We start from the raw sequence: 14,533 nt of genomic DNA on the forward strand, positions 1-14,533 counted from the left end.
GGTCTCCTCGAGTGGTGGACGGCTGCGGGCTCAGCGGCGCAGGGGGTTCAGCGACGCAGGAGATTCAGCGGCGCAGGGCGCCAGAGGCGTCGAACTCCGCTTCGCGGCCGGACATCTGCGCGCGGTACCAGCTCTCCCGGTGCGCCACCATCACGGCCTCGTGCAGTCGGCCGATCGGCGGAATCCGCCGTGCCGTCTCGACCGCTGCCAGCAGCGGGAACCGCAGTGCGATCCAGGCGAGGCCGGGCCACGCGTTGGGCATGCGGTACTTCGCGTACGTCCACGGCATCATGAACAGGCGCGAGTAGGCCGCGTAGATTCGGCCGTTGTACTCCTCGCGGAGTCGCTGGAGCCCGGTGTGCCCGCCGCGCGGGGCGAAGGCCTTCGGGAAGGACTCGATGAGCTCGGCGCCGTGCTCGCCCGAGTCATGACTGCGGGCGGTGGAGACCAGTGCCAGGAGCCGCAGCGTGTCGGCGATGGTCTCCGGGTACCAGGTGTTGCGGACGCCGACGATGTGTCCCATGTACCGCTGGAAGTGGATCAGTGCGTAGATCTCCCGGCGGGTGGTCTGCACCCCGACCAGCCACAGGGCCAGGGCCGGGACGACGCTGCCGCCCGACAGGGTCAACAGCATGTATGCCTGACTGATCGGGATGCCCCACCGGTCGATGTGCCACTCGGGATGGTCGGCGACGCGGCGCCGGACCGAGACGTGCATCACCCGCACCAGCATCGCGGTCGCCCGTCCCTTACTGCCCGGCGTCAACAGGGCACCCGGTTCGGAGACGTCGATCCAGAAGCGGGAGGTCTCCAGAAACCGACGCAGCGCGTTGTCTCCCGCATAGCCGCCGGCCAATGACAGGGGTGTCGCGACGGCCGCTTCGGTGTACATCTCCAGCGTCTCGCCGCCTGCGACGCTGAACAGGAAGGTGCCCCACCGGCGCCAGATCTGGGCGCCGGCCTCGACGAGCGCGGGATCCACCCACTCGGGGACCTCCTCGAACTCGCGGAACAGCGCGACCATCGATTCGGGCGGATCCTCGATGCTCTCGATGCCGTGCGCCAGGGCCTGCTTGAGGATCTCCCGGCCGCGCTCCTGACCGATCTCGCCGTAGAAGACCTCGTCGACGAACCGTTCGGCTATCGGATCGGCGTGGTACATGTCGCCGTGGAAGGCCTCGATCTGCTCGGCGGTCGGGAACAGATCCTTGCCGGTCAGGCGTTTGGCGAGCTTGCGGGCTCGGCGGATCATCGGTCGCGACATGGCTTCGCGGTACGGGAAGGCGGTCGGGGCGGGGCGCCTGACGGGCGTCGCCTCCGCTTCGATCGATCCGGGCTGTGTCTGCTGGTCGATGCTCATGCCGACTCCTTCGATTCGTCCGGGACGCGGCTCGCACGGGGGCCGTCGTCGGACCACAATGGCGAGAGCTGCATCACACCGGGACCGTACCATACCCTATGGTATGGACGGGCCGAGCGATCCCGAACCGGATCGATCGACCCCGGCACACGAGGAGGAGAGACACCGATGGCACAGTCGCGTCGTACCAGCCGCCTGTCGGCCACCGATTGGGTCGACGCGGCGCTCGACCTGATCGCGACCGAGGGGATGTCCGCAGTCAAGATCGCGCGCCTGTGCAGTCGGCTCGAGGTCACCAAGGGCAGCTTCTACTGGCATTTCCAGGACATCGACGCCCTCTGGGAGGCGATGGCCGAGCGGTGGCGCGAAACGAACGGCAGCCGGCTGGCCGAACTGCACGAGCTGTCGAACCTGCCGCCGCAAGGTCGGTTGGTGGAGTTGGCGACCATGCTCATGAGCGACCGCAACCTCACGGTCGAGACGGCGATCCGTGACTGGGCCCGCACCAACGAGAAGGTGGCGCAGACGGTACGGATGATCGACGGCGAGGTCTTCAACGTCGTGCACGACTCCCTGCGGGAGTTGGAGATCGGCGACACCCGGGCGCGGCTGCTCGCCGGCCTTCTGGTGTACGCGGGAATCGGCTTCATCCACGGCCACGAGGGACTGCCGGTCCCGACCCCCGAGGAACTGCGGGCCGCCATCACCGGACTGCTGCCCGAGGGCGGCTCGTCGGCTGCGGCCGACGACGCCGGGTGAGCCGCGGTCACCGAATCATCGCGCCTACCGGAGAATACGGACATGCATTCGTTGACTGACCACCTGACCGATCTGGTCGACTCGGCGCCGGCGTGGATGGTCTACGTGATCGCCTGCGGAGTGGTCTACGCGGAGACGGCGATCGCCGTCGTCGGACTGGTCGCCCCCAGCGAAGCGGTCCTCGTCGCCGCGGGAGTGGTCGCGGCCATCGGCCGACCCCAGATCGGCGTCCTGGTCGCCGGGTGCGCGGTGGCCGCCGTGGCCGGTGATTCGACCGGCTATCTGATCGGCCGGCTGGCCGGTCCCCGACTGGCGCGGACGCGCGCGGGCCGGGCGCTGGTGCGCCGCACCGTCGCATCCGGGTACGAACCGCCGAGAGCCGGGGCGGCGCTCGCGACGATCGCCTCGGCGCGCTGGGTGGGATACGTCCGCAGCATCACGCCGCTGATCGCAGGCACTCGCCGAATGCCCTTCCACCGCTACCTGTTCGCCACCGCTCTCGGCGGCGTCTCATGGACGGCCACCATCCTGCTGGTGTCCTGGGGCGTCGGCGCCACGCTGGGCGGCGAGGTCGCGTTGATCATCGGCGTCTGTGTCGGCGTCGGCGTCCTCATCGCGATGCTGGTGCGACGGCGTCGAGTCCGGCGTCGCCGTCCGACCTGAGCGGTTACCCGGCTCAGTTCTCCTCGGGGTGCATCGGATACGTCGACAGCAGCGGCAGGGGCCACGGCTGACGCTGCAGCACGCGTTGCCACACGTCGACTGACGGGGCGGCCAGCAGATCGGTGGGAAGTCCGGGGGCGACGATCCAACTGCCCTCGGCCAGCTCGTCGCCGAGTTGGCCGGCGTCCCAGCCCGCGTAGCCGGCGAAGATGCGCACCCCGGTGAGCACCTGTGCGAGCTCCTCCGGGTCGGCGTCGAGGTCGACCATCGCGACCGGGCCGAGCACCTGGTGCAGACGAGGCTGCTTGCTGACGTCGACGCCGGTCTTCGCCACGCCCAGGCACAGCGCCGACGAGGTCGCGACCGGCCCGCCGACGAACACCGCCCGCGGACTGGCCGCCAGTTCGGCCCAGGCGGGCAGGACGTTGTAGACGGCGGCGTCGGACATCCGGTTCAACACGACCCCGAGCGTGCCCTGCTCATCGTGTTCGATCACGTAGATCACGGTGCGCGCAAAGGTGGGGCCGGAGAGTGCGGTGGACGCGATGAGCAGACTGCCCGCACTCACCTCGGGCTGGTTGGTCAGATAGTCGGCGCCGGACACCCTTCAATCATGACACCCGACGCCCCGCCGCGGCCTCACCCGACCCAAGTTGGGCCGTAAGCTCGACAGGTGAAGTATTTGCGGTCGGTGATGCACACTCCGGGCTTGTTCCGGCTGCTCGCCGTGCGTCTGCTGAGCCAGCTCAGCGACGGCGCGTTTCAGGCCGCCCTGGCGTTCTCGATCCTGTTCAATCCCGATCGGCACACCGATCCGATGGCGATCGCCGGCGGCTTCGCCGTCCTCCTGCTGCCCTATTCGCTGCTGGGACCGTTCGCCGGCGCGGTGCTCGACCACTGGGATCGTCGCCGCGTCCTGCTGTGGGTCAACCTGCTGCGAGCGGTCGCGATCGTGCTGGTCGCGATCACCATGAGCACCAGCACACCCGACACGGTGGTGCTGCTGGGAGCGCTGTTGGTGACCGGGTGCAGCCGCCTCGTGGCCTCCGGCCTCTCGGCGAGCCTGCCGCACGTGGCGCCGCCGCGGTTGATCGTGGAGACGAACGCCGTGTTCACCACCGTCGGTGCGGGAATGCTCGCCGTCGGTGCGGGCGTGTCCGGCGTGCTGCGGGCCGTCTTCGGGGCCGACAACGGCGGCTCGGGCGCCACCCTGCTGTCGGGGGCGGTCTTCGCCGTCTGCGCGGCGCTGCTGGCGATCAGATTCACTCATCGGCAGCTGGGGCCGGATCGGCCCGACGGCATCGGCCACACCGCCGTGTACTCCGTGGTCCGCGGACTCTCGCACGGTCTGCGCGCGGTGGTCGCGATGCCGTCGGTCGCCATCGTGCTGAGCGCGATCGGAGTGCACCGGGTGATCTTCGGCTTCAACACGCTGATGTTCCTCATGCTGGTGCGGCACACCGAACTGGGCGACGCGCTGGGGGCCAACGTCCGGGCGCTGTCGTTGATCGGCGGCTCGGTGGCCGCCGGCGCACTGGTGGCCGCCGGTACCACCCCGGTGTCGGTTCGGATGGCCGGCCGGCGAGGCACCATCACCTCGGCGCTGGTCTTGGGGGTGATCGCGGAGCTGATGCTCGTGACGGCTCGACCGGTGCCGGTCCTGATCGCGGCGGCCCTGATCGGGTTGGCGGGTCAGACGATCAAGCTGTGCGGTGACGTCGCGATGCAACTGGACATCGACGACTCGTACCGCGGGCAGGTCTTCGCCGTGCAGGACGCCCTGTTCAACACGGCTTTCGTCGGGGCGATCTTCATCGCCGCGCTGGCGATCCCGGCCGACGGCTTCAGCATCCCGCTCGTGGTGGTGGGTGCCTGCCTGTACCTGGCGGCGGCGGTCGGCGTCTGGCGCAGTCGTCAGCGGGTGGAGGGCCCACCGCTCGCCGAGGTGGCGGTTCCGGTCCCGATGTCGCGTTAGGGGATGTCGCGGTACGAGTCCGCGTATCCGTCGCCGTCGGCGTCGATCAGTACGAGGTCGTCGACCCCGTCGTCGTCGGTGTCGAGCACGGATTCGGGGCGACCGCCCGGCTGCCCGGCGGGACGGTCCCACAATCCGCGACCGGAGTCGGCGTAGCGGGCCTCGGGCACGCCGTCGTCGTCGAGGTCGAGCAGAACGAGGTCGGCCACGCCGTCGCCGTCGGCGTCCCACATCAGGTCGTCGAAGCGGCCGTCGCCGTCGAAGTCGAGTGCCACGGCGTCGGGCACTCCGTCGCCGTCGAAGTCGATTCCGGCGACGGTCCGCCAATGCGTCAGGGTGCCGTCGCCGGTGCCGAAGTAGTACTCGATGACGGGCTCCATACCGATTAGACGCACCGGCGCGAGGGTCGGTTCCCCGACACGCCGGGCGCCGACCGATCCGGTGTCAGGAGCCGTCGGCGGCCAGCGCCTGCTTCTCGTACCGGCTGGCCAGCATCGAGCACAGGATCAACTGCACCTGGTGGAAGATCATCAGCGGCAGCACGATGTAACCGACGGAGCCGCCGAGGAACATCACCGACGCCAGTGGCAGCCCGGTGGCCAGCGACTTCTTGCTGCCGCAGAACTGGACCGCGATCGTGTCGCCGCGGTCGAAGCCCATCCGGGTCGGGACCCAGCGGGTCAACAGCAGCATCCCGATCACGAAGACGGTCGAGACGGCCGTGACGATCACCACGTCCCAGGCGCTGACGATCGACCACATGCCCGACACCACGCCCTCGCTGAACGCCACGTACACCACCACGACGATCGAGGACCGGTCGACGTACTTGGTGGGTGCGGCGTACTTGCCGAGGAAGCCGGCGATCAGCGGGCGGCAAAGTTGGCCGACGAGGAAGGGCACCAGGATCTCGAGCAGGATCTTGGTCACCGACGAACCGGTGATCTGCACGCCGGCTCCCGAACCCATCAGAACGACCACCAGCAGCGGGGTCAAGAAGACGCCGATGAGGTTCGACGCCGATGCGCTGACGATCGCGCCGGGGACGTTGCCGCGGGCGATCGAGGTGAAGGCGATCGACGACTGGACCGTCGACGGAACGAGCGTCAGATAGAGCATCCCCTGAGCGAGTTCGTCGCCGATGATCGGTGCGAGGGCCGGCTTCAGAACGAGTCCCACGAGGGGGAAGGCGATGAACGTGAAGGTCAGGATCATCAGGTGCAGTCGCCAGTGCGTGAGGCCCTCGAGCGCTTCACGCGGATGCAGGCGCGCACCGTAGAGGAAGAACAGCAGCGCGATCAGGATCGTGACGACCCAGTCCATCACGCCGGCGAACGCACCCTCGGCGGGCAGGATCGCAGCGACGACGACGGCGAGCAGAATCGACAGGACGAAGCCATCGATCGGCGACCGATCGAGAAGTCGGCGCATCGACGGTTAGACGGTGTAGTTGTGCGGATTGTCCTCGGCCAGGCACATGCTGCTCAGCGCGCAGGAGCCGCAACTGGACTCGCCGCAGTCCGCGGCCGGGTCGTCATCGCTCGGCGAGGTGCTGTCGGAACAGGACGAGGGGGTATCGGCCGACCCCGAGCAGCAGCCGCAGCCGCCCTCGTCCGCCACCGGCACGCTCTCGGCCGCCTGGATCGCCATGCCGCCGACCGCCGAAATCACCAGGACGGCGACGACGATGCCGAACAGGGCGAACAGCCAGCCCCAGGCGCCGAAGGCCAGCCCGAGGCCGCCGGTCACCGCGAGGATGGCGCCCGCACCGAGGTAACCGGGGGCGGCGACCTTGTTGGCGACGGCGAAGGTCTCCTCCGATCGCAGGGTCTGCGGCGCTCGGACACCCGCCCAACGATTGCGGTGAAGCGACCCGGTCAGGGCGGCGATTCCGATTCCGAGCCAGCCGACCGCAAGCACCAGAGCGAGAACTGCGACGACGGTGGAGACGATAGACATGAGCCAACTCTACGACGGCCGCGGTGATGCGCGAAAAGTCGATGCTCGGCCCGCACCGCGCTGAGGCGCTTTTGAGTGCCGCGACGTGAGGATTTACGCTGGTCGGGTGACTTCTGCTGATCCGACGAATCGCCCGGCCGACGCCGCAGGCCATCGTTACACCGCTCAGAGCGCCGGCGACATCGAGGCTCGCTGGCAGGAGTTCTGGACTCGGAACCAGACTTTCGCCGCGCCGAACCCGGTCGGACCGCTCGCCGGCGACTTCACCGGATTCGCCGGTCCGCAGGCCGACGCCGACGACAAGCTCTTCGTCCAGGACATGTTCCCGTACCCGTCGGGCGCCGGCCTGCACGTCGGTCACCCGCTCGGATTCATCGCCAGCGACGTCTTCGCCCGCTACCAGCGGATGACCGGCAAGAACGTCCTGCACACGATGGGCTTCGACTCCTTCGGTCTGCCCGCCGAGCAGTACGCGGTCCAGACGGGCACCCACCCGCGGACCACCACCGAAGCCAACATCGAGCGGTACCTGCAGCAGATCCGTCGCCTCGGCCTCGGGCACGACGAGCGGCGCCGCGTCGCGACCACCGACTTGGACTTCTACCGCTGGACCCAGTGGATCTTCCTGCAGATCTACAACTCCTGGTTCGACGCCGAACAGCGCCGGGCTCGGCCGATCGACGAGCTCATCGAGGAGTTCGAGGACGGTTCGCGCGAACTCGAGGACGGTCGCGACTGGGTGGCGCTCAGTGCTGCCGAGCGCCGCGAGGTGCTCGACGAGTACCGCCTGGTCTACCTCAGCAATTCGCTGGTCAACTGGTGCCCCGGGCTGGGCACCGTGCTGGCCAACGAGGAGGTCACCGCCGACGGCCGCAGCGAGCGCGGCAACTTCCCGGTCTTCCGCAAGAACCTGCGCCAGTGGATGATGCGGATCACCGCCTACTCCGACCGACTGCTCGACGATCTCGATCTGCTCGACTGGCCGGAGAAGGTCAAGACCATGCAGCGCAACTGGATCGGCCGCTCGCGCGGTGCGCAGGTCCAGTTCCCCGTTCCCGGCGCGCAGGCCGCCGACGGCGGCGCCGCCGTCATCGAGGTCTTCACCACCCGCCCCGACACCCTGTTCGGGGCCAGCTACATGGTGCTCGCGCCCGAACACGAGCTGGTCGACGTGATCGTCGCCGACCAGTGGCCCGAGGGCGTCGACGAGCGGTGGACCGGTGGTGCGTCGAACCCGGCGGAGGCCGTCGCCGCCTACCGGGCGTCGATCGCCGCGAAGAGCGATCTGGAGCGGCAGGAGAACAAGGAGAAGACCGGCGTCTTCACCGGCGCCTACGCCACCAATCCGGTCGACGGTCGGCCCGTTCCGGTGTTCATCGCCGACTACGTCCTGATCGGCTACGGCACCGGCGCCATCATGGCCGTTCCCGCGCACGACACCCGCGACTACGAGTTCGCGACGGCCTTCGGGCTGCCGCTGCTCGAGGTCATCGGTTCGGCGGAGGGAATCGCCGAGGCCGCGTTCACCGGCGACGGCCCGCTGATCAACTCCGGTTTCCTCGACGGCCTGTCCGTCGACGAGGCCAAGGCGGCGATGATCGAGCGGCTGGAGAGCGAGGGCACCGGAACCGGGACCGTCCAGTACAAGCTGCGCGACTGGCTGTTCGCCCGCCAGCGCTACTGGGGGGAACCGTTCCCCGTGGTCTACGACGCCGACGGCGCGCCGCACGCGCTGCCCGAGTCGATGCTCCCGGTCGAACTGCCCGAGGTGGCCGATTACCAGCCGGTGGCCTTCGACCCCGACGACGCCGACAGTGAACCGTCTCCCCCGCTGGCCAAGGCCACCGACTGGGTGAGCGTCGAGCTGGACCTGGGCAACGGGCTGCAGACCTACACCCGCGACACCAACGTGATGCCGCAGTGGGCGGGCAGCTCCTGGTACCAGCTCCGCTACATCGACCCGACCAATCAGGAGACGCTGTGCGCCAAGGAGAACGAGGCGTACTGGATGGGGCCGCGGCCCGGGCAGCACGGTGAGAACGATCCGGGCGGCCTCGACCTGTACATCGGCGGCGTCGAGCACGCCGTGCTCCACCTGCTGTACTCGCGGTTCTGGCACAAGGTGCTCTTCGACCTCGGCTACGTCACCAGCCGCGAGCCGTACCGCCGCCTGTTCAATCAGGGCATGATTCAGGCCTTCGCCTACACCGACTCGCGCGGGGTCTACGTCGCGGCCGACGAGGTGGTCGAGAAGGACGGCAAGTTCTTCCTGGGCGACGAGGAGGTCCACCAGGAGTACGGAAAGATGGGCAAGTCGCTCAAGAACTCCGTCGCCCCGGACGACATCTGCCGCGACTACGGCGCCGACACCCTGCGTGTCTACGAGATGTCGATGGGTCCGCTGGATCAGTCTCGCCCCTGGGCGACCAAGGACGTCGTCGGTGCGCAGCGCTTCCTGCAGCGCGTGTGGCGCCTGGTCGTCGACGAGGAGACGGGCGGTGTCCGCGTCACCGACGACGTGCCGTCCGACGACGCCAACAAGGTGCTGCACAAGACGATCGAGGGTGTGCGCGACGACTTCGCGAACCTGCGGACCAACACCGCGGGCGCGAAGCTGATCGAGCTGACCAACTTCTTGACCAAGAACTACCCGGGGGGCGCGCCCCGCGCCACCGTCGAGGCGCTGCTCCTGATGCTCGCCCCGCTGGCACCGCACATCGCCGAGGAGCTGTGGAGCCGACTCGGACACGACGCCTCCCTGGCTCGCGGTCCGTTCCCCGAGGTCGACGAGCGCTGGCTGGTGGAGGACACCATCGAGATCCCGGTGCAGGTCAAGGGCAAGGTCCGCAGCCGCATCCAGGTGGCGGCCGACGCCGACGAGGCGACCGTCGTCGCCGCGGCGCTGGCCGACGAGAAGATCGCCGCGCTGCTCGACGGTGAGCCGCGCAAGGTCATCTTCGTCCCGGGCAAGATGGTGAACGTGGTCCCGTAGGACCCCCGGCTCGACGACAGGAGGCTGTCATTCGGTGCTGCCGACAGGCGCGCCGGATGACAGCCTCGTCTGCTCTCTCCGACGCCGGTGCGGAGTTAGGACACTAGACGCTGATCCGCTTCTGCTCCCCCACACCGAACATGCCGTCGACGGTGAGGGTGGCGTGCTGGGCGTGAATCGTGCCCTCGTACCAGCCGTACGGGGCGTAGTACTCGGCGAGCACCTTGCGGGGGCCGACGTGCATCGTCGATCGGACGGTGGGCGTGAAGGTCACGTCGACGGCGCCGTCCGCGTCGCGGATGTACCAGCGGCCCCACGGCCCGTCGGGCCGGGACACGGTGACGGCGGGCAGCCGGTGCACCCGATCGCCGATCCACACGGCGTTCTCGTTGTAGACGCCGGGATTGCGGATCTGATTGTCGGTGAGGTTGAACCCCTCCACCACTCCCGCGGCGTTGCGGCGAATCGCGGTGACCCAGTCGTACTTCATCGGTCGCGGGTAATCACCGTGGTGATCGTCGAGGATCAGGAAGCCGCGGTCGTCGGCCAGGCCGACGTGCTCGTCGCCGATCACCAGCGAACCCGTGGCGGGCATCATCGCCTTGTGCGAGTACAGGGCGTCGTTGTCGGCGAAGGGGTGCACGATCACCAGGTGCCCGGCGCGGTCGGCGGAGCAGTCGCCGGTCACGTGCAGCCCCAGCTTCGGCTTCAGCGCGGTGCCCGCGTGGACGGCGTCGACGGTGAGGACGCCGTCGGGCAGATTGTTGCCGATCTCCACTTTGAGCCCGGCGAACTCCCCTTCGGAGACGGTGTCGTCGAGACCGCGAGCCACGTGCAGCAGCGGCGCCGGCAGTTTGGTCTCCCAGCGGCGAATCGTCGCCGCTTTCTTGTCGACGACCAGAACCTGCAGCAGCCCAAGGGTTTTCGCGTTGTACACGGCACCGAGGACGAACCAGTCGTCGTCGCCGAGTTGGAAGGCCTCCCACTCCTTGAGGCCGGTGTTGCGGAGCTGTCGACGAGCCGGGGCCAGCGGTCCCCGTCCCGCGGCGTCGAGCGGGTTGACCTCGGCGATCGGCGCGTCGTAGGTGCCGAAGTTGTAGCGACCGGCGGTCACCAGGGACTCGGGCGGAGCGGTGGCGGCGGGAGGAAAGACCACGGTGTTCATCAGACCCGACGATAGCCCAGCGGCGCCGAGCCGTTCACCGGTCCTCAGCGGTCGTCGCGCAGTCGGGCCAGGTGAGCCAGCACCGCACTGATCTCGGCCAGCGCGATCATCGCGCGGAACTCGGGGGTGTGCGGGTGCGCTCCGGCTCGGTCGATGGCGTCGACGGCGTGGGCTGCGGTGTCACGCGCTCCGGGGGTGCGGTGGAGCAGGGCGCGTGCAGTCTCCTCGGCTTGGTCACGGATCTGCCGAACGACGGTTTCGGTGCTCCCGGCGGCCAGTCGAGCGCGGTGGGGCGCATCGGCGATCGTGATCGCCTCCTGTGCGAAGCGGTCGGCGTGAATCGTCGCCGCCTGCAACAGATCGGTCGTCGGTCGCCGCAGATCGCGTTGACTGCTGAGCGGGAACGACACCCGCATTGCGTCGCTGAACGTCTGGAGCTCGGTGTGGTCGGCGTCGAGGCGGTGAATCGTCGCCAGCACCGGCCCGCTGCCCGCAGATCCGGTCAGGGCGCTCCCGCCCGCGGCGAGGGCGTCGTCGAGGGAGTCGAAATAGCTTTGCAGGCGCCCGACGAGGTCGGGCCGGGAGCTGGTGGAGACGATCAGAAACGCGCAGAGGACGCCGATCACCGCACCGGTCACCGTCTCCTCGATGCGCCATTCGAGGAGTTGCCGGTTCAGCACGCCCAGGAGGCCGAACAGGGCGGCCAGCATGACCGTGACGAAGAACGACCTCGCCGTGTAGGTCAGCGGGCCGAAGTAGACCATGCAGAACACGGCGATCACGCTGATCGCGATGAGTGCCCCCTGGCTGTGGTCGGCAAGGAGCATCAAGGCGACGCCGACCACCGTGCCCGCGACGGTCCCGAGGATGCGGCGGTAGGCGCGGGTCAGGATGGCGGCGCGGGTGGTGGTTCCGACGAAGACCAGGAAGGCGGTGAGGACCGCCCAATACCAGCGCGAGGCCGAGATCGCTTCGCCCGCGACCGCCGCGAGTGCGGCGGCCGGCATCACCTGGACGGCCATTCGCGAGGTCGGAGCCCAGTCGCGCCACGACCGCCGCGAGGAGGACTCGGGTGCGACGTCGTCGGGCGCGGGCGGGGCCGGACTCGGTTCGGGTTCTGCGGGCACCGCGGAGCCTGGATCACCGTTCATCGCCTCGCGCAACGCCGACTGCGACTGGACGGCTCGGGCCAGCAGGGCAGGGAGCACACCGGCCGCGGTGCCCTCGTCGAGCTGCTCCTGTGCGACCTGCGTCGCATCCGGTGCGGGCCACGCCGTCAGGGTCTTCGCGAGCGCCTCCACCAGCGGGTCTGTCGAACTCCGGTCGACCGTCGATGAGGTACGGGCCACTGCCAGACAGGCCTGAACGAGGTCGGTGCGGGCGTCGAAGACCAGCCTCTGCAGTTCCTCCGCGCCGACCCCGATCTGCGCCGCGGTGTCGTTCTGGGTCTGCCAGTCGGCGATGGCGCCGGCCACGTCGCCCGTCCGGTCCAGGCACTTCAGTAGTTGCCGACGGTCGGGCGCGGGCTGGGAGGCTGCGGCCAGGGCGGTGGCGCACGCGCCGGCGAACTGACGGATCAGCAGGTTCAGCGTTCGGGTCGGACTGGTTCGCAGTGTCAACGCCATGCTCAGCAGCGCGGCCAGGACCGCGATCACAGCGATCGCGATGACGACGGGCAACTGATCGACCGTGGGTTTGAGGATCAGGCCGAAGAAGTACGAGAAGAAGCCGAGCATGCCGATCGCGGACCACCGACTGCCGAACTTGCGCAGCCACGTCGCACCGCCGGCAACGAGGACGAAGACGCCGATCTCGACCAACCGGTAGTGGCTGAGCAGGACAGCGACGCTGACGCCGGCCGCCGCGGGAAGGGTGAGGAAGGCGGTGGTGATCACGCGATCGCGGCCCGTCGCATCCTTCACACTCATGCCGGTCATCAAAGCTATGACGGCTCCCGCGGCGAGGAATCCCGCGTCGCTGTGCGTCAGACGGATGATCAGCCAGGCCGTGCAGGTGCTAGCCAGGACCGCCGCCGAAACGCTGCTCGCCTTGATCAACCTCGCCCGGCCCGGATCGGTACCCGCAAGTGCCTGAAAGGGATTGATCGCGAATGACCGCATTGCACGATCATGCCTGATTCTCAGAGCGTTACCCCTTGGCAGCAATCTTACTCAGTAGTAAGGTTGCGATATGGCAATCAACCTTGAGCTCCCGGAGAAGCTGAACTCCACGGTCGAGCGCGCCCGACTGGCGGCCGAGCACATCTTCCGCCCGATCTCACGCAAGTACGACAAGGCCGAGCACGAGTATCCGGTCGAACTCGACGATCTCGGCAAGCTTGCGAAGAAGGCTCGCAGCGGCGAGAAGGATGCGGACAAGTCCGTCGGTAAGGGCGCCGAGTCGGCTGAGGAGACCGTGAACGGCGCCAACCTCCGGTCGGTCCTCAGTGCTCGTGAACTGAGCTGGGGCGACGTCGGCCTGATGCTCTCGATCCCCTATCAGGGACTCGGCAATGCGGCGATCGCCGCGGTCGCGAACGACGAGCAGCTGGAGCGTTTCGGCGATGTCTGGGCCGCGATGGCGATCACCGAACCGAGTTTCGGCTCCGACTCAGCCGCGGTCTCGACGACGGCCGTGCTCGACGGCGACGACTACGTCATCAACGGCGAGAAGATCTTCGTCACGGCGGGCTCGCGTGCGGACCACGTCGTCGTATGGGCCACGCTCGACAAGTCGGTCGGCCGTGCCGCGATCAAGAGCTTCGTGGTTCCGATGAACTCCGACGGCGTGACGGTGGCGCGCCTGGAACACAAGCTGGGCATCAAATCGTCCGACACCGCCGTGGTTCGTTTCGAAGACGTCCGTGTTCCGGCGCAGAACCTGCTCGGCTCCCCCGACATCGAGGTCAAGAAGGGCTTCGGTGGGGTGATGCAGACCTTCGACAACACCCGACCGGTGGTTGCGGCCATGGCGGTCGGTCTCGGTCGTGCCGCCCTCGAGGAACTGCGCCGCATGCTCGAAGAAGCCGGTCACGAGATCGACTACGACCGTCCGGTCGCGGTGCAGCACGCCGCCGTCGCTGACTTCATCCGTCTCGAATCGGACTGGGAGTCGTCGTGGATGCTGACTCTGCGTGCGGCGTGGATGGCCGACAACGCCGAGCCGAACTCCGCTGAGGCGTCGATGTCGAAGGCCAAGGCGGGTCGCACGGTCACCGAACTGACGAATAAGGCCGTCGAGATCGGCGCCACCGCAGGCTTCTCCGAGACTCGACTGCTGGAGAAGTGGGCTCGCGACTCGAAGATCCTCGACATCTTCGAAGGCACTCAGCAGATTCAGCAGCTGATCATCGCCCGCAAGGTGCTGGGTAAGAACAGCGCTGACCTGAAGTGAGTCGTGCTGCCGGGCACTGACTCTCGTTGACCGCGAGGCATTGCCGGATGGCGGCCCGACCCAGCGGTCGGGGTCGTCGTTTTGGAGTCGAGGTCGGCCTCGAGGGGTGCCGACCTCGACTGCGGCGTCCACGCGTCTGCCGCTCATGCGGCGGCGGTGGGTGCGGTGGTCATCGTGCGGCGTGCGTTGGAGCGGATCGGTTCCCGCGAACCCACCGGACGCGACGTGTCGGCCGGTGGCCGGAACCAGGGATGCCGGTCGTGGCCG

Annotated in this window: 12 protein-coding genes; 5 read left to right on the top strand and 7 right to left on the bottom strand. The window is 68.5% G+C overall.

Annotated features, from left to right (window positions below):
• Positions 1-64: 64 nt before the first annotated feature.
• Complete coding sequence (locus AAFO60_RS19835) at positions 65-1,360, bottom strand: oxygenase MpaB family protein (protein WP_347957972.1); 1,296 nt, start codon at positions 1,358-1,360, stop codon at positions 65-67.
• A 168-nt stretch (positions 1,361-1,528) separates the two neighbouring features.
• Between AAFO60_RS19835 and AAFO60_RS19840 the strand changes: the two genes are divergently transcribed.
• Together AAFO60_RS19840 and AAFO60_RS19845 are read left to right on the top strand one after the other, a co-directional pair.
• Positions 1,529-2,119 carry a TetR/AcrR family transcriptional regulator gene (locus AAFO60_RS19840; RefSeq protein ID WP_347957973.1) on the top strand — a complete coding sequence of 197 codons (591 nt, stop codon included), beginning with the start codon at positions 1,529-1,531 and terminating at the stop codon, positions 2,117-2,119.
• Between the two features lie 42 nt (positions 2,120-2,161).
• Complete coding sequence (locus tag AAFO60_RS19845) at positions 2,162-2,782, top strand: DedA family protein (protein WP_347957974.1); 621 nt, start codon at positions 2,162-2,164, stop codon at positions 2,780-2,782.
• Between the two features lie 13 nt (positions 2,783-2,795).
• On the opposite strand, the gene AAFO60_RS19850 is transcribed toward AAFO60_RS19845, so the two are convergent.
• Positions 2,796-3,386 (bottom strand): YqgE/AlgH family protein, encoded by a 591-nt coding sequence (locus AAFO60_RS19850; protein ID WP_347957975.1) that lies wholly within the window; start codon positions 3,384-3,386, stop codon positions 2,796-2,798.
• A gap of 90 nt (positions 3,387-3,476) precedes the next feature.
• Here AAFO60_RS19850 and AAFO60_RS19855 point away from each other — a divergent pair, with 90 nt between their 5' ends.
• Complete coding sequence (locus AAFO60_RS19855) at positions 3,477-4,757, top strand: MFS transporter (protein ID WP_424307258.1); 1,281 nt, start codon at positions 3,477-3,479, stop codon at positions 4,755-4,757.
• Here AAFO60_RS19855 and AAFO60_RS19860 read toward each other — a convergent pair.
• From AAFO60_RS19860 to AAFO60_RS19870, 3 genes are read right to left on the bottom strand one after another with little or no spacing between them, the layout of a single operon-like run.
• Positions 4,754-5,152 (bottom strand): hypothetical protein, encoded by a 399-nt coding sequence (locus tag AAFO60_RS19860; protein ID WP_347957977.1) that lies wholly within the window; start codon positions 5,150-5,152, stop codon positions 4,754-4,756. The genes AAFO60_RS19855 and AAFO60_RS19860 overlap by 4 nt on opposite strands.
• A gap of 49 nt (positions 5,153-5,201) precedes the next feature.
• Positions 5,202-6,188, bottom strand: coding sequence for a bile acid:sodium symporter family protein (locus tag AAFO60_RS19865; protein ID WP_347957978.1), 987 nt, complete (start codon positions 6,186-6,188; stop codon positions 5,202-5,204).
• A 6-nt stretch (positions 6,189-6,194) separates the two neighbouring features.
• On the bottom strand, positions 6,195-6,716 hold the full coding sequence (locus tag AAFO60_RS19870) for an SdpI family protein (protein ID WP_347957979.1): 522 nt from the start codon (positions 6,714-6,716) through the stop codon (positions 6,195-6,197).
• Positions 6,717-6,822: 106 nt separating this feature from the next.
• Here AAFO60_RS19870 and leuS point away from each other — a divergent pair, with 106 nt between their 5' ends.
• Complete coding sequence (leuS, locus tag AAFO60_RS19875) at positions 6,823-9,708, top strand: leucine--tRNA ligase (protein ID WP_347957980.1); 2,886 nt, start codon at positions 6,823-6,825, stop codon at positions 9,706-9,708.
• A gap of 103 nt (positions 9,709-9,811) precedes the next feature.
• On the opposite strand, the gene AAFO60_RS19880 is transcribed toward leuS, so the two are convergent.
• Complete coding sequence (locus AAFO60_RS19880) at positions 9,812-10,873, bottom strand: DUF2804 family protein (RefSeq protein WP_347957981.1); 1,062 nt, start codon at positions 10,871-10,873, stop codon at positions 9,812-9,814.
• Between the two features lie 44 nt (positions 10,874-10,917).
• Positions 10,918-12,801 carry an FUSC family protein gene (locus AAFO60_RS19885; protein ID WP_347957982.1) on the bottom strand — a complete coding sequence of 628 codons (1,884 nt, stop codon included), beginning with the start codon at positions 12,799-12,801 and terminating at the stop codon, positions 10,918-10,920.
• A gap of 262 nt (positions 12,802-13,063) precedes the next feature.
• Between AAFO60_RS19885 and AAFO60_RS19890 the strand changes: the two genes are divergently transcribed.
• Positions 13,064-14,266 (top strand): acyl-CoA dehydrogenase family protein, encoded by a 1,203-nt coding sequence (locus tag AAFO60_RS19890; RefSeq protein WP_347957983.1) that lies wholly within the window; start codon positions 13,064-13,066, stop codon positions 14,264-14,266.
• Positions 14,267-14,533 lie beyond the last annotated feature (267 nt).

It is taken from the genome of Gordonia aichiensis, from assembly GCF_039946255.1.
GTDB lineage: Bacteria > Actinomycetota > Actinomycetes > Mycobacteriales > Mycobacteriaceae > Gordonia > Gordonia aichiensis_A.